At 67.6% G+C, this 22,956-nt stretch carries 23 protein-coding genes; 13 read left to right on the top strand and 10 right to left on the bottom strand.

The features are described 5' to 3' along the window. Positions 1-9: 9 nt before the first annotated feature. Positions 10-2,703 carry an ATP-dependent helicase HrpB gene (hrpB, locus tag BLS42_RS05175; RefSeq protein WP_090577521.1) on the top strand — a complete coding sequence of 898 codons (2,694 nt, stop codon included), beginning with the start codon at positions 10-12 and terminating at the stop codon, positions 2,701-2,703. Positions 2,704-2,893: 190 nt separating this feature from the next. Beyond that, a complete protein-coding gene (locus BLS42_RS05180; protein ID WP_218122073.1) occupies positions 2,894-4,117 on the top strand; it encodes a macrolide family glycosyltransferase in 1,224 nt (407 codons plus the stop codon). 4 nt (positions 4,118-4,121) lie between these two features. Here the strand turns inward: BLS42_RS05180 and BLS42_RS05185 are convergent, their stop codons facing one another. Continuing rightward, complete coding sequence (locus BLS42_RS05185; RefSeq protein ID WP_090577528.1) at positions 4,122-4,805, bottom strand: alpha/beta hydrolase family protein; 684 nt, start codon at positions 4,803-4,805, stop codon at positions 4,122-4,124. 174 nt (positions 4,806-4,979) lie between these two features. On the opposite strand from BLS42_RS05185, the gene ligD reads away from it, so the two are divergent. Together ligD and BLS42_RS20140 are read left to right on the top strand one after the other, a co-directional pair. Then, entirely contained in the window at positions 4,980-6,005 is a 1,026-nt protein-coding gene (ligD, locus tag BLS42_RS05190) for a non-homologous end-joining DNA ligase (RefSeq protein ID WP_090577531.1), read from the top strand. 103 nt (positions 6,006-6,108) lie between these two features. Continuing rightward, on the top strand, positions 6,109-6,246 hold the full coding sequence (locus BLS42_RS20140; RefSeq protein ID WP_176803199.1) for a hypothetical protein: 138 nt from the start codon (positions 6,109-6,111) through the stop codon (positions 6,244-6,246). Between the two features lie 56 nt (positions 6,247-6,302). Here the strand turns inward: BLS42_RS20140 and BLS42_RS05195 are convergent, their stop codons facing one another. After that, positions 6,303-6,650, bottom strand: a complete 348-nt coding sequence (locus BLS42_RS05195; protein ID WP_090577534.1) for a hypothetical protein — start codon at positions 6,648-6,650, stop codon at positions 6,303-6,305. A 181-nt stretch (positions 6,651-6,831) separates the two neighbouring features. Here BLS42_RS05195 and BLS42_RS05200 point away from each other — a divergent pair, with 181 nt between their 5' ends. The 3 genes from BLS42_RS05200 (at position 6,832) to BLS42_RS05210 (ending at position 9,689) form a co-directional block, all read left to right on the top strand. Beyond that, positions 6,832-8,115 carry an SAM-dependent methyltransferase gene (locus BLS42_RS05200; protein WP_090577537.1) on the top strand — a complete coding sequence of 428 codons (1,284 nt, stop codon included), beginning with the start codon at positions 6,832-6,834 and terminating at the stop codon, positions 8,113-8,115. 72 nt (positions 8,116-8,187) lie between these two features. Beyond that, a complete protein-coding gene (locus tag BLS42_RS05205; RefSeq protein ID WP_090577540.1) occupies positions 8,188-9,225 on the top strand; it encodes a pirin family protein in 1,038 nt (345 codons plus the stop codon). 116 nt (positions 9,226-9,341) lie between these two features. After that, complete coding sequence (locus BLS42_RS05210; RefSeq protein ID WP_090577958.1) at positions 9,342-9,689, top strand: GNAT family N-acetyltransferase; 348 nt, start codon at positions 9,342-9,344, stop codon at positions 9,687-9,689. Between the two features lie 12 nt (positions 9,690-9,701). Here BLS42_RS05210 and BLS42_RS05215 read toward each other — a convergent pair whose 3' ends face one another. Both BLS42_RS05215 and BLS42_RS05220 read right to left on the bottom strand, forming a co-directional pair. Next, complete coding sequence (locus BLS42_RS05215) at positions 9,702-10,280, bottom strand: TMEM175 family protein (protein ID WP_090577543.1); 579 nt, start codon at positions 10,278-10,280, stop codon at positions 9,702-9,704. Between the two features lie 170 nt (positions 10,281-10,450). Then, complete coding sequence (locus tag BLS42_RS05220; RefSeq protein WP_256336262.1) at positions 10,451-10,786, bottom strand: carboxymuconolactone decarboxylase family protein; 336 nt, start codon at positions 10,784-10,786, stop codon at positions 10,451-10,453. A gap of 323 nt (positions 10,787-11,109) precedes the next feature. Between BLS42_RS05220 and BLS42_RS05225 the strand changes: the two genes are divergently transcribed. Beyond that, complete coding sequence (locus BLS42_RS05225) at positions 11,110-12,546, top strand: DUF2252 domain-containing protein (protein ID WP_090577546.1); 1,437 nt, start codon at positions 11,110-11,112, stop codon at positions 12,544-12,546. A gap of 28 nt (positions 12,547-12,574) precedes the next feature. Continuing rightward, positions 12,575-14,086, top strand: coding sequence for an FAD-dependent oxidoreductase (locus BLS42_RS05230; protein ID WP_090577549.1), 1,512 nt, complete (start codon positions 12,575-12,577; stop codon positions 14,084-14,086). Here BLS42_RS05230 and BLS42_RS05235 read toward each other — a convergent pair. From BLS42_RS05235 to BLS42_RS20510, 3 genes are all read right to left on the bottom strand, one after another. Continuing rightward, a complete protein-coding gene (locus BLS42_RS05235; RefSeq protein WP_256336263.1) occupies positions 14,083-14,790 on the bottom strand; it encodes a CDP-alcohol phosphatidyltransferase family protein in 708 nt (235 codons plus the stop codon). The genes BLS42_RS05230 and BLS42_RS05235 overlap by 4 nt on opposite strands. 86 nt (positions 14,791-14,876) lie before the next feature. After that, the gene (locus BLS42_RS05240; protein ID WP_256336264.1) at positions 14,877-15,287 is read right to left on the bottom strand and encodes a hypothetical protein; all 411 of its coding nucleotides are present in this window, start codon (positions 15,285-15,287) and stop codon (positions 14,877-14,879) included. Between the two features lie 59 nt (positions 15,288-15,346). Next, the gene (locus BLS42_RS20510; protein ID WP_256336265.1) at positions 15,347-15,481 is read right to left on the bottom strand and encodes a cupredoxin domain-containing protein; all 135 of its coding nucleotides are present in this window, start codon (positions 15,479-15,481) and stop codon (positions 15,347-15,349) included. Between the two features lie 161 nt (positions 15,482-15,642). On the opposite strand from BLS42_RS20510, the gene BLS42_RS05250 reads away from it, so the two are divergent. Next, positions 15,643-16,596, top strand: a complete 954-nt coding sequence (locus BLS42_RS05250) for a cation diffusion facilitator family transporter (protein ID WP_090577558.1) — start codon at positions 15,643-15,645, stop codon at positions 16,594-16,596. 101 nt (positions 16,597-16,697) lie between these two features. Here BLS42_RS05250 and BLS42_RS05255 read toward each other — a convergent pair whose 3' ends face one another. Next, positions 16,698-17,000, bottom strand: coding sequence for a DUF4193 domain-containing protein (locus BLS42_RS05255; RefSeq protein ID WP_028276793.1), 303 nt, complete (start codon positions 16,998-17,000; stop codon positions 16,698-16,700). Positions 17,001-17,299: 299 nt separating this feature from the next. On the opposite strand from BLS42_RS05255, the gene BLS42_RS05260 reads away from it, so the two are divergent. Next, positions 17,300-17,545, top strand: a complete 246-nt coding sequence (locus BLS42_RS05260) for a hypothetical protein (RefSeq protein ID WP_090577561.1) — start codon at positions 17,300-17,302, stop codon at positions 17,543-17,545. A gap of 97 nt (positions 17,546-17,642) precedes the next feature. Further along, positions 17,643-18,383 (top strand): response regulator transcription factor, encoded by a 741-nt coding sequence (locus tag BLS42_RS05265; protein ID WP_090577564.1) that lies wholly within the window; start codon positions 17,643-17,645, stop codon positions 18,381-18,383. Here the strand turns inward: BLS42_RS05265 and BLS42_RS05270 are convergent. Beyond that, positions 18,301-19,707: a sensor histidine kinase gene (locus BLS42_RS05270; RefSeq protein WP_090577567.1), complete on the bottom strand. Its 1,407-nt coding sequence runs from the start codon at positions 19,705-19,707 to the stop codon at positions 18,301-18,303. The genes BLS42_RS05265 and BLS42_RS05270 overlap by 83 nt on opposite strands. A 417-nt stretch (positions 19,708-20,124) precedes the next feature. Then, the gene (locus tag BLS42_RS05275) at positions 20,125-22,038 is read right to left on the bottom strand and encodes an alpha-amylase family protein (protein WP_090577570.1); all 1,914 of its coding nucleotides are present in this window, start codon (positions 22,036-22,038) and stop codon (positions 20,125-20,127) included. A gap of 147 nt (positions 22,039-22,185) precedes the next feature. On the opposite strand from BLS42_RS05275, the gene BLS42_RS05280 reads away from it, so the two are divergent. Beyond that, positions 22,186-22,935, top strand: coding sequence for an ABC transporter permease (locus BLS42_RS05280; RefSeq protein WP_090577573.1), 750 nt, complete (start codon positions 22,186-22,188; stop codon positions 22,933-22,935). Positions 22,936-22,956 lie beyond the last annotated feature (21 nt).

The following is a 22,956-nucleotide window of genomic DNA, read 5'->3' on the forward strand; positions in this document are numbered from 1 at the left end:
AATGGAGGCGTGACTTCCGCGACCGCACTCCTGGACCCAGCCTGCCCCAAGGGCCTCTTCGACCTCGGCGCCATCGGGGCCGGCCTGACTTTTGCGGAATCGCTGGGTGCCCTCGCAGCGGCGCTGCAAGGCGGCGGTGCCGGGGCGTCCGCGGTGGTGCAGGCTCCTCCGGGCACGGGCAAAACGACGCTTGTGCCGCCGCTGCTGGCTAACATCGCAAATAACAGGAGAGACGGGAGCGGGCGCCGGCCACGGATCGTGGTCACCCAGCCGCGCCGCGTCGCTGCCCGTGCGGCCGCCCGGCGCCTGGCCGCCCTGGACGGCACCCGGCTCGGTGACCGTGTGGGCTACACAGTCCGCGGGGAACGCCAGACGGGTCCTGGAACCGTGATCGAGTTCGTAACCCCCGGCATCCTGCTGCGTCGCCTCCTCGCGGAGCCGGGGCTTGAGGGCACCGACGCCGTGATCCTCGACGAGGTCCACGAACGCGGACTGGAGACCGACCTCCTCCTCGGCATGCTCACTGAAGTCCGCCAGCTGCGCGGTGACCTCACCCTCGTCGCCATGTCGGCGACCCTCGACGCGCCCCGCTTTGCCGCCTTGATTGGAGACGCAGGGATCGGTGAAACGGCGGCCGGAAACGACGACGGCGTCGGCCCGGCACCGGTTATCGACTGCCCGTCCGCGCTGTTCCCGTTGGACGTGGAATGGGCCCCCGCGTCGGTGCCGCGGCTGGACGAACGGGGCGTGGCCCGGGCCTTCCTGGACCACGTGGCCGACGCGGCAGCGGCGGGGCACGCAGCCGCGCTGGCTGGCGGACGGGACATTGACGCCCTGGTGTTCGTTCCTGGCGCGTGGGAGGTCTCGTATGTTGCCGCGCGGCTGCGTGGCCGGAGCCGCGCCGAGGTTCTGGAGCTTCACGGCCAGGCCGGCCCGGCGGAGCAGGACCGCGCCGTCTCCGGGCGTGAGCCCGGCGGGGCTGCCCGGATCATCGTTTCCACCGCACTGGCCGAGTCCTCCCTCACTGTCCCGGGCGTCCGGCTGGTCATTGACTCCGGGCTGTCCCGAGAGCCGCGGCGCGACGCCGGCCGCGGGATGTCCGGCCTCGTGACAGTGTCCTGTTCCCGGGCGTCCGCGGAACAACGCGCCGGCCGTGCCGCACGCCAGGGCCCGGGGACGGTGATCCGCTGCTATGACCAGAGAGCCTTTGGTGCCGCGCCGGCCCACCAGACGCCGGAGATTGCGGCAGCTGACCTGACCGGTGCCGCCCTGGTCCTGGCGTGTTGGGGAGCCCCCGGCGGCCGGGGACTGGCCCTGCCGGACGCGCCGCCCCAGGCCGCCATGGACGAGGCCGTCGAAGTGCTGCGGGAACTCGGCGCCATCGCTCCGGACGGCCATGCAACCGAGCTGGGCAAGCTCCTGGCCCGGGTCCCGACAGACCCCCGGCTTGCCCGCGCCCTGCTGGACGGCGCAGCGACGGTGGGCCACCGCGCGGCGGCCGAGGCTGTCGCGCTGGTCTCCGGGGACCAGCGCGCCCCGGGTGCAGACCTCACCCGCCTGGTTGCCGCGCTGCGGACCGGGAGGGATCCCGGATCCCGGCGCTGGGCGGAGGATGTCCGTCGGATGGAGTCGATCGCACGCCAGGAGTCCTCCGCCGTCGGGCCCCAGCAGTCATCCGGCCTCGTGCCGGCCGGTGCGGTGGGCGCCGCGGAGGCGATCGGATTCGTCGTCGCCCTGGCTTTCCCGGACCGGGTGGCGCGCCGCGTACCGGGGGAGGGGCCGGCACAATACCTGCTCACGTCCGGAACGCGGGCCGGATTGCCGGCCGGCAGCCCCCTGTCCGGGCACGAGTGGCTAGGCGTGGCCGAAGTATCGCGCGCGCAAGGCCGCGACGCCGCGGGGACCGGCGCCGTCATCCGCTCTGCGGCGCCGCTGACGGCGGACACCGCAGAGGCCGCCGCCCGCAATCTCCTGAGCGAAACGCTGCAGGCGCGATTTAGCCAGGGCCGCGTCTCGGCCCGGCGGGAGCGCCGCCTGGGCGCGATCGTGCTCTCGTCCACCCCGGTGCGGCCCCCGGTGGAAGAAGGCCGCGCAGCTGTGGCCCGTGCCCTGGCGAGCGAGGGGCTGGTGACCATCGGATGGTCGACGGCGGCGGACGGCTTGCGCCGCCGTCTTGCCCTCCTGCACCGGGAGCTGGGCGGGCCCTGGCCCGACGTTTCCGAGCCGGCGCTGCTGGCCCGGTTGGACGAATGGCTGGCCCCTGAGCTCGCGGCGCTGGCCGGCGGGGCATCCACGGGCGGGATCGACCTCGCCGCCCCGTTGAGCCGGCTGCTGCCGTGGCCCGAGGCTGCCCGGCTGGGTGAACTGGTGCCTGAGTCGCTGACGGTCCCCAGCGGCTCCCGGATCCGGATCGATTACCCGGACGCGGCAGACACCACCGGCCGGCCGGTAGTGGCCGTCAAGCTGCAGGAGTGCTTCGGCTGGGCCGAGACGCCGCGGCTGGCAGATGGGCGCGTGCCGGTGCTGTTCCACCTGCTCTCGCCGGCCCGCCGGCCCCTGGCCGTGACGGACGACCTCGCATCGTTCTGGTCCGGGCCCTACGCGCAGGTCCGGGCGGAAATGCGCGGCCGCTATCCCCGGCATCCGTGGCCCGAAGACCCGTGGACCGCGCCCGCGACAGCCCGCACCAAGCCCCGGAACTGACCGCCGGGGCCCGCAGCCCGGCTCTGCCCGCTGAACACTCGCGCCGCCGGGGCAACAGGGGCATGATGAAGGAGCACGACGCCGGCGGACCGCCAGGCCCGCGGGACGCCGGGCAAACAAGCCGGGCAAACAGGCCGGGCAAACGGGCCGGGCAAACGGCAGCTCAGCCAAGCGATGAAGAGTGATGGCCATGCATCTTGCGTTCGTCTCCATTCCCGCCTACGGACACGTGAACCCGACCCTGCCGCTGGTGGCGGAGCTCGTAGGCCGGGGGCACCGGGTCACGTACTTCACGTCGGCCGACTTTGGACCGCGGATCCGCACCGCCGGTGCTGACTTTCACGCTTCCGGCGGGAACTGGATGGCGTCAATGCCTTCCCTGGGACCCGGGCAGCGGGCGCAGGCGCACCTGATGCTGCCGATCATGAACCGGGTGTTCGAGGACATCAGATCCAGCTTTCCGGCCCTGGTGGACCGCCTGCGGCAGGACCCGCCGGACGCCGTCTGCTTTGACGCGATGACCCTCAGCGGCAGCATGGCCGCAGAAAAGATCGGCGCCCCGGCCATCGCCCTCATGCCCACCTATGCCAGCAACGAGCATTTCTCGCTGAGGTCGCTGATGCCTGCCCCGCCGCCGGGCGGCGCCGACGAGATGGCGAAGGTCGGGATGGCCATGGGCCGATTGCTGGCGGAGTTCGCGGCCGAGCAAGGCGTGCGGACCCCACGGATGTTCGACGGGCCGCCTGCGCCGTTCAACATCGTGTTCCTTCCCCGCGAGTTCCAGCCCATGGGGGAGACATTCGATGACCGGTTCCGCTTTGTCGGGCCAAGTGTGGGCGGCCGGGACAACGACGGCGAATGGGTCCGTGCGGGAACGAGTCCGCTGCTCTTCATTTCGCTCGGTACCACTCCACTGAACCGCCGGCCTGACTTCTTCCGGATGTGCCTTGACGCCTTCGGCAGCAGCGATTGGGACGTCGCCATGGCCGTCGGAGACCAGACCAGCCTCGCCGATCTCGGGGCTATCGCACCAAACGTCCAGGTCCGGCCTTTCTTCCCGCAACTACAGGTCCTGCGCCAAACCGCTGTCTTCATCACCCACGCCGGCATGAATTCGACCATGGAGGCACTCTATTTCGCCGTCCCGCTAGTCGCCGTGCCACAGCAACCGGAGCAGATTGCCACCGCGCGCCGGCTTGAAGAACTGGGTCTCGGCCGGCACCTTGCGGCGGAAGACGTCGGGCCGGAGACGCTCCGGGCCGCCGTCGCCGCGCTCCACACCGACGCGCAGGTCCGGCGAAACATGGCCGCGATGAGCGAAATTGTCCGCAACGCGGGAGGGGCCGTGGCGGCCGCCGACGCCATCGAAGCGCGTGTGCGCCACGGCGCGGGCCGGTTCGGCAACGTTGGCTAGGGGATTAAGTCCGCGCGGGATTTTGGCCGTGTGTCTTCAGGAACTCAGCCACCGTGGCCGCCAGGGACGCCCCCGCCTCGTCGGCACTGCGTTTCGTGCCGGCAACGGCAAAAGAGTGGTCGCCGCCCTCGCGCCACTCAACGGTCGCGGAAGGCCCGATTCTGCGGACCACGGCCTCCAGCAGTTCCGGGGTGGCGAACGTATCGCGCGTGCCCTGCAGGAAAAGCATCGGCAGCGTCAGCCCGTAGAGGTGCTCATCGCGAAGTTTTTCCGGTTTGCCCGGCGGGTGCAGCGGATAGCCCAGGTAGACCAGCCCGGCGGCCGGCATGCCTTCCGCCACGGCCATTGAGGCCATGCGCCCGCCGAACGACTTCCCGGCGGCCCACAACGGCCGGCCGGCGGACCGGGACGCGGCGGCGGCCATGGCCGCCCGCCAGGCAGCGATTGCCGCCGGCGGCCTGTCGGGGAATTTCCGTCCTGCCTCGCGGTAGGGGAAGTTGAAACGCAGGGTGGCGACGCCCAAGTCGTTCAGGGCGCGGGTGAAGCCCACGAGGAACGGATGGTCCATCCCCGCCCCGGCGCCGTGGGCAACAACCAGGGTTGCGAACGAGCCGTCGGGGTCGGCAAAGACGCCCGACACGGTGGCGTCGCCGACCTCAATGGTGATCGGGAACTCGGGCGTTGTCATGCGTCCATCATGCCGGTTCGAGTGCGGTTCCGCCGCACAGCGCCTGCCGGACCGCGCCTTCATCACCTGGCCTGCCTTATCGGGACCGCGACACCGCACCCCGGTTCGCCGCTGTCCCGTCGCTGTGCTCGTTGCGCTCTTCAACTGTCCCCGCCGCCGGGGTAGGTTGTCCCCATGGCCAAGGAAGAAGTCCACCTCACTGTCAGCGGTCCGCACGGCGACCGGGAGATGCGGGTTTCGAGCCCAGCGAGGGTCGTCTGGCCCGGACTGGGGCTCACCAAGCTGGACCTGGCCCGGTACATGGTGGACGTCGGGGATGCCTTCCTGGCCGCGAACGGGGACCGGCCGGTGACGCTCCAGCGGTTCAAGGACACGGTGGACGGCGAGCAGTTCTTCTCCAAGAACCCGCCCAAAGGTGCGCCGGATTTCATCCGTTCGGTCGACGTCGTCTATCCCAGCGGACGCTCGCATCCCCAGCTGGTCATTGACGAAATCGCCGCAGCGGTGTGGGCGGTGCAGATGAATACGGTGGTCTTCCACCCTTGGCCCTCCCGGGCCGGCAATCCGGACAATCCGGACGAGTTGCGGATCGACCTCGACCCGCAGCCGGGTACCGGGTTCGCCGAGGCCGTTCCGGTCGCGCTGGAGCTACGCCGCTTACTCGCGGAGGCCGGGCTGGACGCCTTCATCAAAACCTCAGGCAACCGGGGGCTCCATGTCTTTGCCCCGATCGAGCCGACCCGGGAGTTCCTTGATGTGAGGCACGCGGTCATCGCGGCGGCGCGCGAACTCGAGCGGCGCCTGCCCGACCAGGTAACCACCGCTTGGTGGAAGGAAGAACGCGGCGCCCGCATCTTTGCCGACTTCAACCAGGCGAACCGTGATCGTACGATAGCCGGGGCCTACAGCCCGCGCGCACTCGCAAATGCCACCGTGTCGTGCCCGATCCGCTGGGAGGAGCTCGAGTCCGCCGATCCGAATGCCTTCACTATCGTCACCGTGCCGGAACGGCTCAAAGCCACCGGCGATCCGTGGGAGGGCATGCATTCGGGCGGCTCGGGCACCGTCGATCTCCTCCTCGAATGGTGGGCCAGGGATATCGAGGCCGGGCTGGGAGAGCTGCCGTTCCCGCCGGACTTTCCGAAGATGCCCGGGGAACCACCGCGGGTGCAGCCCAGCCGGGCGCGCAACAGCGGCTGATTGGGACTTTCAGCCCGGCAGGGCGGAGGATGTGCTGCAGCACCGTGTTCTGACACCGCCTCCCTCATCCCATCCGTGACCGCGCCCGCATCGAAGTACCGGCATGAGTAAGTCGGAGAAGAAGAACCTGCGGTATTGCGATTACTACTGCTTCATGTCGCTGAAGGACTTCGCGGCCTGGGTGGACGCCGACGACGACCGGGAACCCGCCATGTCGTACGCCGCGCCGCCTACCAGGTGAGTTCGAGTGATTTGCCCTGCACCGCTTGGGGAGTCCTTGGCCCTTGGGCCCCTGTGCTAGCCGTGCCTGCGGACCGTACGAAGAATGCCGCGGATTGAAACGCCGACGGCGCACACCAGAGGGGCGAGCGCCACAAGCACCACCACGGTGTTGGGCCGGAACGTCATGCGGCCCGACATGCCCTTGGCGTAGACACCCAGAGGCACCACGAGGCCGCCGCCGCCTCCTCCACTTCCGCCGTTGCCGGACGGGCCGTCGTCCGGGCTGCTGCCTCCGCCGAAGCCGAAAGACACCACCGCTACGGGGATGATCTCTTCTCCTGCGACGTTCACGGCAGGGCCGTACGCGCGGGACACACCCACATTCTTGAACGTGTCCACGAGGGACGAGAAAGACTCAGACATAGGACCCACCATAGGCAACCGCACCCGCAAGGGCCAGAGCCGTCCGCCCGCCGTCCGGTCACATGGGAAGCAATCGGGACTTTAGCTCTAGTTTCGAGACATGCCTTGCACTTAGATTTGTGCTGGCGGGGGCGCTGCCCACACCACCGGAGACGAAGGCACTGGAATCGAGGCACTGGACATGACGGCATCCACGAATGCGGCTTCACGGCTGGCCGACGCACTGGCGATCGTCCTTGGGACTGACGGGATCCCCCTGCGGCTACGGGCCTGGGACGGCACGGAAGCTGGCCCGGAAGACGCTCCGGTTGTTGTCTTCCGGTCCCGGCGGGCACTTCGCCGGATGCTGTTCTCGCCCGGGCAGCTCGGACTCAGCCGGGCCTACGTGGCTGGCGACATCGAGGCACCCGGCGACATTTTCGCCGCCTTCGCCGCCCTCAGCTCGGCCGGGAAATTCGCCGAGCCCGGACCGTTCCGGCCGCCGACACCTGGCGAAGTGTTTGCACTCCTCAAGACTGCCGTCCGGCTCGGCGCACTGGGACTACCTCCGGCGCCGCCGCCGGAGGAAGCCCGCGTGGGCCGCCACGGCAGACGTCACTCCAAGGGACGCGACGCCGCGGCCATCTCCCACCACTACGACGTCGGAAACGACTTCTACGCGCTCGTCCTGGGCCCGTCCATGGTCTACTCCTGTGCGGTCTGGGAATCGGACGAAACCGGGCTTGATGCGGCCCAGGCGGCCAAGCTCGATCTGGTCTGCCGCAAGCTGGGACTCAAGCCGGGCATGCGGGTACTGGATGTGGGATGCGGCTGGGGCAGCTTCGCCCTGCACGCGGCGGAGCACTTCGGAGCCGACGTCGTCGGGGTGACACTCTCGGTCGAACAGGCGGCCCTGGCCCGCAAACGGGCGGCGGACGCTGGACTGACGGACCGGGTGGACATCCGGGTGCAGGACTACCGCGACGTGGATGACGGGCCCTTTGATGCGATCAGTTCCATCGGCATGTCCGAGCACGTGGGTCGCGAGCAGATCCAGCACTATGCTTCCCAGCTGCACGGGCTGCTCCGGCCGGGAGGCCGGCTGCTCAACCACGCGATCTCGTGGAACGCCGGACCAACCCCGCCGGACCCGGACTCCTTCATTCCCCGCTATGTCTTCCCGGACGGCGAGATGCTCAGCCTCTCCGACATGGTCGCAGCGCTCGAATCGGCGCACCTGGAGGTCCTGGACGTTGAGGCGTTGAGGCGCCACTATGCCCTGACGCTCCGGGCATGGGTGCGGAACCTTGAAGAGCACTGGGACGAGGCCGTGCGCTTCGCCGGCGTGGGAAGAGCCCTGGTGTGGCGGCTCTACATGGCCGCGAGCGCCCTTGGCTTCGAGGCCGGCATCACGGGCGTGAACCAGATCCTGGTCCAGCGCCCCGGCGGCGGGGAACCCCCGTTGCGGCGCTCGGAGTGGTTGTGAGGCCGGGTCCCGGCAAATTGGGGCCCGGCCCAGAAGGCTGACCCGCGGACCCCGCGAGACTAGGCTGTCATCATGAGCAATACCGAAGTTGCGCCTCAGGAAATCCTCTGCGAAACGGACGGGACATTCGCCGGCGTCGAGCTCCTAGCCCCGCGGCAAGTCCCGCTCGGTGGCCCGCGCGCGATGGACGTGCGGCGCACTCTTCCGCAGCGCCAGCGGAGCCTCATCGGGGCGTGGTGCTTCCTGGACCACTATGGCCCCGACCGCGTCGGCGATTCCGGCGGCATGAAAGTCCCGCGCCACCCCCACACCGGGCTGCAGACCGTCAGTTGGCTGTTTACGGGGGAGATCGAACACCAGGATTCGGCCGGCTTCCACGCAGCCGTGCGGCCGGGTGAAGTCAATCTCATGACCGCCGGCCGCGGCATCAGCCACTCGGAATTTTCCACCCCCGACACAACTGTCCTGCACGGTGCACAGCTGTGGGTGGCGCTGCCGGACAGGGCGCGCCACATGGCACCCACGTTCGAGCACTATCGCCCGGAACCGGTCGTCGGAAGCGGCTGGACCATGCGGGTCTTCCTGGGCGCGCTCTCCGGGTCGGTCTCGCCCGTCGCCACCCACACGCCCCTGCTGGGCGCGGAGATCCTGCTTGGGGCAGGGGCGGAACTGACCCTCGAAACTGATCCGTCCTTTGAGCATGGCCTGCTGGTGGACTCAGGCAGCCTAGTCCTGGATGGACACGCCGTCCCGAAAGACCACCTCGCCTACGTTCCGGTCGGGCGCGGGTCCTTAGCCTTGGCCGCAGGCCCGGACGAGGCCCGGGTCCTGCTGATCGGCGGAGAGCCGCTGGGCGAACAGATCGTGATGTGGTGGAACTTCGTGGGACGCAGCCACGACGAGATTGTCGCCTACAGGGACCAGTGGCAGGCCGAAATCGGCGCGCATGACGGCGCTGAGGACGGTTCTGCGGACGGTTCCGATACCGGCCCGGCGCAGGTGGCGGCCGGGGGACGCGCGGACCTGCGCTTCGGCCCATTTCCGCCCGGGGGGCCTGCCGCCCTTCCGGCCCCGGCGCTGCCGAATGCCCGCATCAGGCCACGCGGCTGAGCCGCTCAGTTGCGTCGCGCGGCGGAACCCGGCTCAGGCGACCACCACCCACCCTCAAGTCCAAGACCGCAAGCGGGCCCAACGCGCACCCAGGCGCCCCATCATAGGAGACCATGTTGACCACGATCACCATCAGGAACAACCCGGAGCGCAGCCGTTTCGAAGTGCTCGACGCCGACACCGTGATCGGCCAGGCGGCATACGTGGACGACGTCGGGGCGGCCCAGCGGATTTTCTACCACACGGTGATCGACGAGGAATACGGCGGCAGGGGGCTGGCCGGGATGTTGGCCGCGCAGGCACTGGATGAGACTGTCGCCGCGGGCCTCATGATCGTTCCGGTGTGCCCGTACATCAAGAAGTACCTTGGAAGGCACCCCGGCTATGCGGCGAATGTGCTGGCACGCACTCCGGCTCACCTGGAGCTCGTGAGAGCCTCGCTGGCCCACAACGCCCCGCAGTGATCGCCCTGGCGCTCAGGGATGGGAGATGAACCGCTCCACACGCCGGTCGGGGATGAGCCAGATCGCGGCAACCACCGTATAGGCAGCGATCCCCAAGAGCGGGTTCACAAGGCTGAGCCCCATGCCGGCGATGTAGAGCACTGGGGATCCCTTGCCCTTCCAGTCCTGCCCCATGGCCACATCCAGGGCGCCACCTCGTCCCTGCTGGCGGATCAGGGTCGATTTCAGGATGTAGTAGGCAATGGCGGCGAGCAGCAGGTTTAGCCCGTAGACCAGGACGGGGACCTCCGCCAGGCCCGTGTCATTTATCCACCGGGTCGTGAAGGGAATGAGGGACAGCCAGAACAGCAAGTGGAGGTTTGCCCAGAGAACACTACCGTTGATCCTCCCGGCCAGATGCAGCATGTGGTGGTGGTTGTTCCAGTAGATCCCGACATAGATGAAGCTCAGCAGGTAGCTGAGCAGCGTTGGAAGCTCGTGGAGCAGCGCCGGCCAGGTGGGTTCGGCGGGGACATGAAGCTCCAGCACCATGATGGTGATCACGATCGCAAGCACGCCGTCGCTGAAGGCCTCCAGTCGGTTCTTGTTCATGGGCCGCCTTTGGTCGGGGCATCGTGGCCGATGCGGCGAGGGACTGCCGACGTCGTGTCGCGCGGTTCGTAGGAAACGCTACCGTCACGTCCAACTTTCGGCGAGAACCCCACGCCGGACCGGGCCACTACGACGAGTCCGCCCACTAGGGTGTCGTCGTCAGAACAGGCTCAGCCTTCGGCCTCTGCTTCAAGTTCCGCCTCGGCCATTTCGAGGGCGAAGCCCAGTGCGCTGGCAAGGCTGCTGGCCGCCGCCACTATCCGGGGAGTCCCGACAATCGGCGCCACGGCGATGAGGACGCCCCGGACATCCTCCAGGGTGATGCCGACGTCCACTGCGGTACCCGCGTTGAACAGGTAGGAGGCGACCGGGGCGTCTACGGCAGCGAGGGCCGCGATCCGGGCCAGCATCAGTTCGCGAGGCTCAAGGGTGGAGCGCTCGAGCGACACGGCGGTGATGTCGGCGAGGGCGGCGAGGACGGGTGCTTCTTCTTCGGCCATGGTCATGTCTCCATCTGGTTTCGGTGTTGTTTGCCGAGCGGGGCGGCGCGAGCGGGGAGCCCCACCCGTGTGCAACGTAACCCGGTGCGGGCCAGGAAGGCATCACCCGAACGGGATGAACCGATCGTCAGGTTCGGACCCCGTAACCGACCGGCCTTGAGTGTGCGGCGGCGGGGTTCGGCAAGACATCACCAACGCGTTGACGAGGGGCCGCTTGGGGGCCACAATCGCATTAGCTCGACCCAAGGCGCGTCAGCGCGCTCAGCCGGGACTGACCCAGGCAAATAGTGCCGGTGGCGGTTCCTGACGTCAAAGGGAGGTCGCCGAGCATGGCCGAGAAGAAAGTCAAACATCCAAGCGTCGAGGAACGTGCTGCGAAGGGCAAGCAGTACCGGGAGAAGACGCCCGTCTCCAGCCACACGGACTGGGTGCCCGCGCCCGACCGCCCGGATCCGGTCGCGCTGCTCGAGGAACAGAACCTCACCCGCGAACAAGACCTCGTGCCGGTGCGCCACGGCCGGATGCTGGTCTCGCCGTTCACGTTTTACCGGGGCGCGGCCAAGGTCATGGCCGCCGACCTGAAGGACACGCCGCGCGGCGGCCTGCGCGTCCAGCTCTGCGGGGACGCCCATCTGTCCAACTTCGGCGTGTTCGCCTCGCCGGAGCGAACCTTGCTGTTCGACCTGAACGACTTCGACGAGACACTTCCGGGGCCGTTTGAGTATGACGTCAAGCGGATGGCCGCGAGTTTCACGATCGCGGCGCGGAACAACGCGTACACCAAGGAAGAGACGCATGATGTCACCCTCGCCGCCGTGCGGGCGTACCGGGAGGCGATGGCAGAGTTCGCGCAGATGGGCACCCTGGACATCTGGTATGCCCGTCTGTCCGAGGAACAGCTAATGGAAACCCTCGAGTTGGCCGTCGCAACTCAAAAGGGCAAGGCCCTCAAGAAGGCAGCCCAGGGGATGGAAAAGGTGGCGAAACAGAACGTCGCCAAGGCCCACACCCGCGACAGCCTACAGGCACTCTCCAAGCTCGCCGAGCGGGTGGACGGGGAGTACCGGATCGTCAGCCAGCCGCCGATCGTCATTCCCGCACGGGAGCTGGGTGAATCATTCGGCATGTCTGCCGATGAGATTCAGCGCGCGGTTCGTGAGCAGCTCCGTTCCTACCGGGCGACGCTGCCAGATGACCGACGTATCTTGCTGGAGCGCTTCGAAGTCATCGACGTCGCCCGCAAGGTCGTGGGCGTCGGCAGTGTCGGCACGCGCGCGTTCATCGCCTTGCTCCAGGGCCGGGATGAGCAGGATCCGCTGTTCCTGCAGGTCAAGGAGGCGACGAGGTCGGTGCTCGAGGACCACTTGCCGAAGAGCAAGTTCAAGCAGCCGGGCGAGCGCGTGGTGCAGGGCCAGCGGATGATGCAGGCCGCGAGTGACATCTTCCTGGGGTGGACCAAGGGCGTGCAGGACAACCGATACCTGTATTGGCGCCAACTGCGTGACATGAAGGGCTCAGCCATTGTGGAAGGCATGAAACCGCTTGGCATGAATTTGTATGCCAACGCATGCGGATGGACGCTCGCCCGTGCCCACGCCCGGTCGGGCGACCCCATCGCGATTGCCGCCTATCTCGGCAAGAGCGACAAGTTCGAGCGCTCTATCACCGATTTTTCCGAGCGCTACGCGGACCAGAACGAGAAGGACTACGAGGCCTTCGCCGACGCGGTCCGATCCGGCCGCCTGGAAGCAGTCGAGGGCCTCTGAGTCCGGATGCTCATCGGAAGGCTGCGCCGTGGGTGAGCGGCTCGCAGGGAGACAGGTTTCGCTCTGGGTCGCCACAGCCGGAGTAACCACGTATCCCTCCCTGGACTCGGATCTTGAGGTCGACGTGGCCGTGGTTGGGGGAGGGCTCGCCGGCCTGACTGCGGCACTGGCCCTTAAACGTGCCGGTCAAACCGTCGCGGTCCTGGAAGCCGCGCGGATTGGCACCGGTGTCACGGGGCACACCACCGGCAAGGTCACGTCCCTGCACCGGCTCGTCTACACCGAACTTGCGGACCGGCACGGACCGGACGTCGCCGGGAGGTACGGGCAGGCCAACCAGGCCGCCATCGAGCACATTGCGCGCATCGTTGCGGAGGAAGGGATCGACTGCGACTTTCGCAGGGTGTCGAACTACACCTACGCAGAATCCGACGACGCCCTCGCCAGGGTCCGCGACGAGGCGGGCCTGGCCGCCCGGCTCGGCCTTCCTGCGGCCTTTACCTCCGACGTGCCGCTGCCCTTCGCTGTCCGGGGCGCAGTCCGGCTCGACGGCCAGGCGCAGCTTCACGCGGTGAAGTACCTCCAGGGCCTCGCCCGCGCGGTGGACGGGGCCGGAAGCCACGTGCTGGAGGACTCGCGCGTCACCTCGGTCCGCGATGGTGTGCCCGGCGTCGTCGAGACCGGGCACGGCACGGTCCGGGCTCGCGAGGTAATCGTTGCCACCAACGTCCCGGTTGGCGACGCCGGTCTGTTTGCTGAGCGCTGCTACCTGCACCGCTCCTACCTCGTTGCGTGCCCGGCACCTGCTGCGCCCCTGAACGGGACGTTCATCAGCGTGGACGAGCCGATGCGCTCCATCCTGGCTATCGACGTCGACGGCTCCCGATACGTTCTCACCGGCGGCGAGGGCCACCGGGCCACCGAGACCGCCGATGCTGCCGCCCGGTACCGCCGCCTCGCGGCATTCTCCCGTGAGCGCCTCGGCACCGGGGAGGCCAGCTTCCGCTGGTCCACGCAGGACACCATGCCCGTCGACGGGTTGCCCTATGCCGGGACGTTGACCCCGACGGCGGCACACCTCCATGTGATCACCGGGCTGCGCAAATGGGGCCTGACCAATGGCACCGCCGCGGCGCTGATCCTGGCCGACACGCTATCGGGGCGGCACAACCCTTGGGCGGCGGTATTCGACACCAACCGCAAGCACACTTCTTCGACCGGCCAGGCCGGCGGGAAACGCCCTCAACTGGACCAAGCAGCACAACTCCCGCAGCCAGAACAGCCGACCGTCGCCGGGCTGCGTCCCGGCGACGGCGCCGTCGTGGAGATCGACGGCGAAATGACCGCCGTCTATGCCGACCCTGCCGGGGACCTCCTCGCCGTCTCGGCCATCTGCACGCATCTGGGCTGCACTGTTGCGTTCAACGCGGACGACTCGACGTGGGACTGCCCTTGCCACGGCTCGCGGTTTGCCGCGGACGGTGCGGTCATCCAAGGCCCGGCGGCCGAGAACCTGGCGCCAAGACCCGCACCGCGTTAGGTGCCCGCCGGGGCTCCGGCCCGTGAGGACGTGGAGCCGGCCACCGCGTCGGGGCTCGCCCGGCGGAGCCGTTCCAGCTCGACGACGTCCCGCCCGAATGAATAGCCCAGCAGCCCCAGCGCGGAGCCGAGCACCATGGCTCCCAGCGATGGAGGGACGCCGGGCAATAGGGCGAACAGCAAGGCCGCGGGCTGGGTGGCTCCGATGACCCTGCGGACGGTGCTGGACGGCAGCGGATTCTTCAGGGACGGCCGGAAGCAGGCGGCTGCGAGGAACGCGTAGTACATCAGGCCGATGCCCAGGGGCCACAGGCCGAACGTTCCCGCTGCCGCGCAGGACAGCACCAAAACGAGGGCGGCGTCCGTATCCGAATCCAGCCGTGAACCCTCGGCCGTCGCCGACCCCGTAAACCGGGCCACCCGTCCATCCACGGCATCGAGCAGGAACGCTGCCGTGCCCAGGAGTACCACCAGAGGGCTTGCTCCGGCTCCGGCTCCGGCGATCAAGCCGACCACCGTCTCGGCGGCACAGCAGGCCACGATGGTGGCCCTGCCCAGGGTAACTCGGTCCGCAGGGGTGGAAAACCGGGGTTTCCGCCGCAAAACGGAGCCAGCGGCCCGAACGATTACCGTTGCACCCGCCGCCAAGGCCAGGAACCAGGGAACAGGATCGGTGAGGATAGCCGTGCCGAGCAAGGCCCACACCACAAGATAGGCGGCGACAGCGGCCCCGGCATCCGCAACGGCACGGCGGCCGCCCGCTGATCCCAGGCTAGATTGCCCTGGCCTGTTCACTGGGGGGACGGGGCACGGCGCCGGGGCGTCCGCCGTCCGGCCCGGACGAAGCCGACGGCCGCCAGAACGGCTCCGGCGCCTTCGGCTACTGCGCTGAGGGACTTCTCGAAGAACCAGATGGGCTCATACATGGCCGGGAATGGCCCGAACGCGGGAATATTCACGTAGCGGTAGGCCACTACGGCGACGAAGGCACTCAGTGCAACGGCGAACGCGACGGCGTAGGCGGCCCTGCTGCCGCGCAGCAGTACGTACAACCCGGCAAGCACAGCCGCGGCCGATTCCAGCAGGAATAGGTTGCCTTGGCCGATGCCCGCGGGGTTCCCAGCCTGGTAGCCAGGGGCCAGATGGATGTGGACGGCGGCGTCAATGAACAGGGCAACGGCCGTGAGAATGCGCAAGGTCATGTCGGCTCCATGGACTCGCACGGACCGTCCGGGATCTTGGGCGCTCATTTGATGATCGCTCATTTGACGATCACCACCCCGTGCATGCCCGGATGGAAGGTGCGGTACGGGTAGGTTCCGGGCTTGGTCGGCGCGGTGAAGGTGGCAGTGCCGCCGCCTTTGGCCTCCGCATCGAACGCTGAGCCTTCATTCATTGCGCACCACCCCGAGCAGCTTGTGGAAAAAGAGCGGATGAACATATTACTTTCATTGTGCTCCTACTCGGCACGAATGGAGCCAGATCACCTTGAACGCGGGGCGCAGGAGATAGCGTAGTCACTGGCATGCATTCCACATCCGCGGGAGGGAAGATTGCGTGAAGCGTGAGAGTAAGAAGTCCTGGTCCGCATCGCTCACTGTGCTCATTGCCTTTGCCGCGAACGTTCTGGTCGCGGTGGCCAAAACCGTGGCCGCGCTCATCACCGGCTCGGCGTCCATGGCTGCAGAGGCTGCCCACTCCTGGGCCGACACCGGCAACCAGGTCTTCCTGCTCATCGCCGAACGGAAGGCCGCGAGGAAAAGGGACAAGGCCCACCCTATGGGCTACGGACGCGAGGCCTACGTGTGGTCCATGATTGCCGCCTTTGGCTTGTTTACGGCCGGGGCGGTGGTGTCAGTGATGCACGGCATCCAGCAGCTGATCACCCCGGAGCCGGCGGGTGACTACGCGATCGCGTACGTGGTGCTGACGGTCGCGTTCGTCCTTGAGGGCGTGTCCTTCACCCAGGCGGTCCGGCAGACCCGGAAGGCGGCGCGCGAGCTGGACCGGAAAACCCTCGAACAGGTCCTCAAGAGCTCCGATCCCACGCTGCGCGCGGTCTTTGCCGAGGATGGGGCTGCGCTGATCGGCCTGCTCATCGCCTTCGCCGGGATATTCCTGCACCAGGTCACGGGGTCCTCCGTGCCGGACGCCGTGGGGTCCATTCTCGTGGGTATCCTGCTGGCCGCGGTCGCCGTCGTGCTGATCGAACGGAACCGGCGTTTCCTGGTGGGGCAGGCAGTGAGCAGCGATATCGAGGGCACCATGGCTCGCCGCCTCCTCGAGCACCCCGAGATCGAGCGCATCACCTACCTGCATCTCGAGTACGTTGGGCCGCGCAAGCTTTACGTCGTGGCAGCAGTGGACATACTGGGGGACCTCCGCGAACACGAGGTCGCCGTGGCCTTGCGCCGGGTTGAACGCGAACTTGAGGACCACGAAACCGTCGAGGAGGCCGTCCTGACCCTCGCCACCGCGGACGAGCCCTCGTTGGACTTCCCCGCCGTTTGAGGACAACGCTGACGCAGCCTCATGCGCCGTTAGCCGGCTCTTCCAGGCGGGCCGGTCCCTGCAAACGCGCCTCCGAGGGCTGAGCCTCTCCTGCCGGAGGGTTAGCTGAGGCAGTCGGCGCAGTACGCGTGACCGGCCTTCTCCTTGGCCAGCTGGGACCGGTGCCGGACCAGGAAACAGGAATAGCAGGTGAACTCGTCCTCTTTTTGCGGAATGACCGTGACGGTCAGTTCCTCGCCGGAAAGGTCAGCTCCCGGAAGTTCCACGCCTTCGGAGGTATCGGCCTCGTCGAGTTCGCGGACAACGCTGCGGGCGTCAGGCGCATTCGCCGAACGGAGCGCCTCCAGGGAAGCGTTGCGTGATTCCGCGACGTCGGAGCGTACTTCGTCATAATCGGTTGCCACCTGGTGGTACTCATTTCAGTTGCTGGGTGTGTGATTCAGAGTTTTTCCGGATCTCCGGTTTTCCGGCTTTCCGGATCTCCGGGATTGACCGTACAGCATGACGCCGTGTAAATGCTGGGGACCGGGGGAGTCGCGGCAGTGACTCTCGTGACACCCGGAGGCGGCCGACCGTTGCGCCACCCTTCACGCTTCGTTCGCCACTAGTCACCGGGACGTCATGTGCCGTTAATTTGCGTGCCCTAGCCTTGATTCTTTAGGCACCATCCACCTTGGGCACAATCCGTCGGGAGGGATTCACCATGGCCGAAATCGCTGCAGTACTGGGACGGCTCACGCAGGACGAACTCAATGAATTGCGGTGCCTGGGCCCCGGCGGGCACCTGACCCGGCGCCTCACCGACGCGATCGACCGCGCGGCCGGCGGCCCAGGAGCCGGGCGCGGCTATTACGTCCCGAACGGGAGCGTCAGTCCGACTGGAGGACCCCACGTGATCCTGCGCAGCGATGTTTCGGGATGGCTGTTCGGGCCAACCCAGCCGGCCTAACCGGACGGCGACGAGCACCACCCTCTCACTGGACACGGCAGGTTCCTTCCAGCCCGGCCCGGGAAGGGCCATACTGGCTCAAACGAAGGGGGCCGGATTGCGGATTCTGATGGTCGAGGATGAGCGTGCCTTGGCGGAAACTGTCCGTCGCGGACTGAAGAACGAGGGGTTCGTGGTCGACGTCGCCCACGACGGCGTGCGTGGACTCTCGGCGGCGCTGGAGAACGAGTACGATGCCATCCTTCTGGACCTTATGCTGCCGCGGATGAACGGCTACGACGTCTTGAAGGAATTAAGGCAACGCAAAGTCTGGACTCCGGTTCTGATGCTCACGGCCAAGGACGGCGAATACGACCAAACCGATGCCTTCGACCTGGGCGCTGATGACTATCTCACGAAGCCGTTTAGCTTCCTGGTGCTGGTGGCCCGGATCAGGGCGCTGATCCGGCGCGGAGCGCCAGCCCGGCCCGTCATCATGACGCTTGGCACCTTGTCGCTGGACCCCGTCAGTCACAGTGTGCGCCGCGGCGATACCCTCATCAGCCTCACGGCCAGGGAGTATGGCCTCCTGCACTACCTGATGCGCCGGCATGACCAAATTGTCTCAAAGGCGGAGATTCTGCAAAACGTCTGGGATCCGGCTTTCGAGGGCGCGAACAACGTTGTGGAGGTCTATATCGGCTACCTTCGGCGCAAGATCGATGTCCCCTTCGGGATCCACAGCCTGACCACCGTGCGCGGCATGGGCTATTTGCTCAGCGCCGACCCGATCCCTGGACCCCGTGCCGCCGGGATTCGCGAGGCGTCACTTCCGCCGTCTCCTGACGGGGAAGGGTGATCTCAAACCGGCAATAGCCCGCTGGTCCGTCCGTCGGACGGATGCTGCCATGATGGGCCGCCACAATTCCCGCCGCGATGGCCAGGCCCAGTCCGCTGCCGCCGCCCTCCCGGGAGCGGCTGCCGTCGAGCCGGACAAAGCGTTCGAAGATCCGCTCCCGGTCCGCCTCCGGTATGGGGTCGCCGTCGTTGTCGACCGTGATGATGACCCGGTCGCCGGCGGTATGCAGATCCACGGCGATCCGAGAAAGGGCGTGGCGGTCGGCGTTATCCAGGACGTTCCGCAGGACCTGCGCCAGCCGGCGGGCGTCGCCCCGGATCCGGGCCGGAACGAGCTCCACCGAAATCTGGTTCCGGCTGGTGGACCGCAGCCGGTGGATCTCCTGGTCCAACACGTCGTCAAGGTCGACGTCCTTCTGCTCCACCTTCAGGCCGCCGTCATTCGCCTTGGCCAGCGTCAGCAGATCCTCGACGAGGAAGCTCATTCGGGTCGTCTCCTCGGCGAGGACATCCTTCATCTGCAGCCACATCGCCCCGGTCGGGTCCGCAGCGGCGATCTCGATTCCGGCCCGCAGCGTGGCCAGCGGGCTGCGCAGCTCGTGGCTGGCGTCCGAGACGAACCGGCGCTGTTCAGTGTCCGAGGCCTGCAGCCGGTCCAGCATCGTGTTCATGGTTAACGCAAGGGCCTGCATTTCATCGTTGGTGGGCGGCACATCGACGCGCCCATCCAGCTGTTCGGCGTTGATCCGGGCCACCTGGCCACGGATCCGTTCCACCTGGCGGAGGGAGCGCCCCACCAAGAGCCACACGGACGCTGCCACGGTAACCAGCAGCAGCGGCGTGGCTCCCAGCATGAACCACGCGACCGTGGAAAAGGTGTCCGCCTGTATCTGCGACGCCTGGGCCACCACCACCGTATAGTTCAGCGTGCCGGTCCGCGCTCCCACGGTGACGATGTGGTAATCGTCGTTGTCCCCGATGCTCGGAAGACTCGAGACGTCCTGGGTCATGGTCTGGCCCGGGCTGGGCCGCTGGGCTGACAGCGGCGTGTTGGCGACCTCGGTATCCGAAGCAGCCAATACGTACCCTTCGGCATCCAATACCTGGACGAACTGGCCGGCATGCGCCGTATCAACGATGTAGGCGCGGGCATCCATGACGTCCATATCCTCCATCTCAGAGACCACGTCCATGGCCCTCTGCCGGGCGGTGGCGTCGCTCGATCTCGCAAGGGATGCCTGCAGCAGGACAAGAAGGACCACACCGCCGAGCAGCAGCGCCACGGCCACGACGCCGACGGCGACCGCCGTCGAGCGCTTCCGCACGCCCCAACGAGTTTCGCCCCTGCCGGGACGGCTGGATGTGACTCGCTTACCCAGTGCCATGTTCCAAGAATGCGTCAATGCGTGGATCCGGACAACCACTGCGGCAGCATTGCCGGCACCTCGCGCCCGTCCCACACCCAAGGCGGTGGCCGGAGCGGTCCGGAGCCGCACGGTAGGCTCCGGGAGATGCCGCTCTCAGCCCCTTCTCAGCGGCATGCGGGAGAGTGGGAATAGGCCGCCGAAGACCGGCTGCCGGCGGCCGCGGGGCCGTCCGTACCGAGTTTCCGGCCGCACGCTCTCCTCAACCAGTGTGCGGCCGGACACGGCCCTTTCGCAGCGGCGCACCTGGCACTCCTTAGCAGCTGCCACAACAGCTATTTCCCGGCCCGCCATGCTGACGTGCCGAGAGCGAAGACCTCATGGCCGGGGCATCACCCGGAGCCAGAGGAACTGCTGGGCGTGCAGGACGAGTCCCGCGTCGAGGCGCAGGTGGACGCCGGTCAGGATGTCGACGGCGCCGGCCGCGAAGCCCGAGAGCGTCACCGCCGCTACTTCCTGCGGGCTATCGCTGAAGTTGGCCAGCGCAAGGATCAGGGTTCCATCTCCCGGACGCTGGTACCCCAGGACACCCGGGTTATTCGTGGCGAACCCGACCAGCCGGGTGCCGGCCAGCTCCGGCGTCGCGGACCGTACGGAAATCATCCGGCTCAGCCCGGCGTAGACCGCCCCGGCGCGGGTTTCCAGGTCTATGCGCTGTGCATACTCGGCGGCCGGGTAGTGCGGCCGGTGCACCCAGCGGCTGTCAGTTCCGTGACCGTCCTCGACGGCGTATTGGTAGTCGTTGATCTGTCCCACTTCGTCACCGAGATACAGCAGCGGGATGCCCCCAGTGCTGAAGGCCACCGAATGGGCCAGCAGGATGCGGTTCACCGCCGCATCTGTTCCACCCTCCAGCCCGCACAGCGACGCCGTCGTGCCGGAAATCCGGCAGTCGCCGGTGCGGGGGTTGTCCTGAAAGGGCACGCCCCTGGCGAAGCTTCCCGGGAAACGGTTCACGTAGAAGGAATTGAGGAACCGCCGGTGCTCGAAGGCATTGATGCCAAGCTCGGCGGCGTCCTCATCCGCGAACGTCCAACCGATGTCGTCGTGGCTGCGGACGTAGTTGACCCAGGACGTGCCGTCCGGGATGTTGTGGCGCCGTTCCAGGGCCTGGGTGAGCAGCGAGACGTCGCGGGTGGCCAGCGCCTCCCAGATCAGCGCCATCTGCAAAGGGTTGTAGGAGAGCTGGCACTCGGCCGGGTCGATGTACCGGGCCACTTCATCGGGGTGGACGATCGCCTCGGATTTGAACAGCAGCGACGGCGCCGCCAGCCGGCACACGGCATTGAACGCCTGCAGCAGCGTGTGGGCTTCGGGCAGGTTCTCACAGGGGGTCCCGAGCTGCTTCCAAATGAAGGCGACGGCGTCCATCCGGAGAATGTCCACACCCTGGTTGGCCAGGTACAGCATCTCGCCGGCCATGGCCCGGAAGACGTCCGGGTTGGAGTAGTTCAGGTCCCACTGGAACGTGTGGAATGTGGTCCAGACCCATCGTCCGTCCGGCAACTCGACAAAGGAACCGGGGTGGTCGTCCGGAAAGATTTCGCGCACGGTTTGCTCAAACGCGTCCGGCATCGACCGGTCCGGGAACATCCAGTAGTAGTCGCTGTACGCCGGGTCGCCGGCGGCCGCCTTCCGGGCCCACTCATGTTCGTCGGAGGTGTGGTTGAAGATGAAATCGACGACGAGGCTGATGCCGTTCGCCCGCAGCTCGGCGGCAAGCTCACGCAGCTGCTGCATGGTGCCCAGCTTTGGGTTAACGTCGCGGTAACTGGAGACGGCGTAGCCGCCGTCGGACTGCGGTTCGGGGGCCAGGAACAGCGGCATGAGGTGCAGATAGGTGAGGCCCAGTTCCTTGAAATAGGGGATCCGGGCGCGGACACCCGCCAGGTCCTCGGCGTACCGGTCGACATAGCAGACGCCGCCGAGCATGGTGTTGGCCTGGAACCAGCCACTGTTGTGTTCCCGTTCGGCGTCGAGGCTCTTGAGCTGAGCCGGCCTCTCGGCCCACGACCGGGCGGACTGCGTTACGAGGTCCGTGAGCTGATCCAGCCAATCGTGCCGGGCGCCGTAGAGATCGTGGAACAGCCGGAACAGGACCGGGAAATGGCGGTCGAAGCGCTCTTCGAAGACGGCCCGGTCGGGCCCGTCCCACCCGATTCCCGTGCCCGACGCCAGGGCATGGAGAACATGCCGGCGGGCCTGCTGATCCACAAGGGCGGCTTCAACCATGAAGGGTCTCCTTCGACGAACTTCGGCCCTCGACGGCGCCACGACAGTTCACATCCTTGCAGACGGACGGACGGGTGCCCAGTACGGGAGCCATGTTGCGGCACGGGGCAGCGGCCGGCGGCCGGCGGCTCTATATAGGCTGGCCTGATGACCTGGTCCGCCGATTTGCTGCCGACGTTGCTATGCGTCGGGCTCCTGATGGCGGTGACCGGGGCGCTCCTGGCGGCGTTCCGGATCCCGCACAGGGCCGCGCCGGCGCTGGCCATCCTTCGCGGGGCCGCCCAGCTCGCCGTCATCAGCCTCATCCTTGGCGGTGTCATCACCAGTCCGGTCTGGGTCGGCGTCGCGCTTCTCGTGATGTTCACGGTCGCAGCGGTGACAGCCGCACGGCGCCTCGGCTGGGCCTGGAGCCGCCTGGCAGTGGTCGGCGGCTCGATGGCCGCGGGCATCGTGGTGACCCTGGCGATCGATTTCGGCTCGGGCGCCATCGCCTTCACGCCCCGGTATGCGCTGGCCATCGGCGGGATCGTGATTGGCAATGCCATGACGATTGCCACGCTGGCCGGCCGGAATTTTGCCGAGGCCGTGTACGAACGCTGGGATGAAGTTGAAGCGTGGCTGGCCTTGGGTGCGACACGGCGCCAGTCGACACTGTACCTGGCCCGGCGTTCCGTCTATTCGGCCCTCATCCCCTCGACAGACCAGACCAGGACGACGGGCCTGGTGACCCTGCCCGGGGCGTTTGTGGGTGCCATCTTCGGGGGACTTTCGCCGCTGGAGGCGGGGCGCTTTCAGATCGTTGTGCTCGCCTCGATCATGGCGGCGGGCGCCATTACCGCCGTCGCGCTCATCCGGATCCTCGCACCGGTCCGGGTTCGTCCCGACCGGCCCCGCTAGGGCCGACGCAGGAGACGTCCA

Origin of the sequence: Arthrobacter sp. ov407, from assembly GCF_900102895.1 — a bacterium.
Taxonomy (GTDB): domain Bacteria; phylum Actinomycetota; class Actinomycetes; order Actinomycetales; family Micrococcaceae; genus Arthrobacter.

Coding starts and splice junctions, on each gene's coding strand:
- BLS42_RS05195 (WP_090577534.1), bottom strand. CDS start 6,650: ATGTCTGAGTCTTTCTCGTCCCTCGTGGACACGTTCAAGAATGTGGGT.
- BLS42_RS05260 (WP_090577561.1), top strand. CDS start 17,300: ATGGCCGAAATCGCTGCAGTACTGGGACGGCTCACGCAGGACGAACTC.
- BLS42_RS20140 (WP_176803199.1), top strand. CDS start 6,109: ATGAGTAAGTCGGAGAAGAAGAACCTGCGGTATTGCGATTACTACTGC.
- BLS42_RS20510 (WP_256336265.1), bottom strand. CDS start 15,481: ATGAATGAAGGCTCAGCGTTCGATGCGGAGGCCAAAGGCGGCGGCACT.
- BLS42_RS05280 (WP_090577573.1), top strand. CDS start 22,186: ATGACCTGGTCCGCCGATTTGCTGCCGACGTTGCTATGCGTCGGGCTC.
- BLS42_RS05180 (WP_218122073.1), top strand. CDS start 2,894: ATGCATCTTGCGTTCGTCTCCATTCCCGCCTACGGACACGTGAACCCG.
- BLS42_RS05185 (WP_090577528.1), bottom strand. CDS start 4,805: ATGACAACGCCCGAGTTCCCGATCACCATTGAGGTCGGCGACGCCACC.
- BLS42_RS05200 (WP_090577537.1), top strand. CDS start 6,832: ATGACGGCATCCACGAATGCGGCTTCACGGCTGGCCGACGCACTGGCG.
- BLS42_RS05240 (WP_256336264.1), bottom strand. CDS start 15,287: ATGACCTTGCGCATTCTCACGGCCGTTGCCCTGTTCATTGACGCCGCC.
- BLS42_RS05220 (WP_256336262.1), bottom strand. CDS start 10,786: ATGACCATGGCCGAAGAAGAAGCACCCGTCCTCGCCGCCCTCGCCGAC.
- BLS42_RS05215 (WP_090577543.1), bottom strand. CDS start 10,280: ATGAACAAGAACCGACTGGAGGCCTTCAGCGACGGCGTGCTTGCGATC.
- BLS42_RS05205 (WP_090577540.1), top strand. CDS start 8,188: ATGAGCAATACCGAAGTTGCGCCTCAGGAAATCCTCTGCGAAACGGAC.
- ligD (WP_090577531.1), top strand. CDS start 4,980: ATGGCCAAGGAAGAAGTCCACCTCACTGTCAGCGGTCCGCACGGCGAC.
- BLS42_RS05225 (WP_090577546.1), top strand. CDS start 11,110: ATGGCCGAGAAGAAAGTCAAACATCCAAGCGTCGAGGAACGTGCTGCG.
- BLS42_RS05275 (WP_090577570.1), bottom strand. CDS start 22,038: ATGGTTGAAGCCGCCCTTGTGGATCAGCAGGCCCGCCGGCATGTTCTC.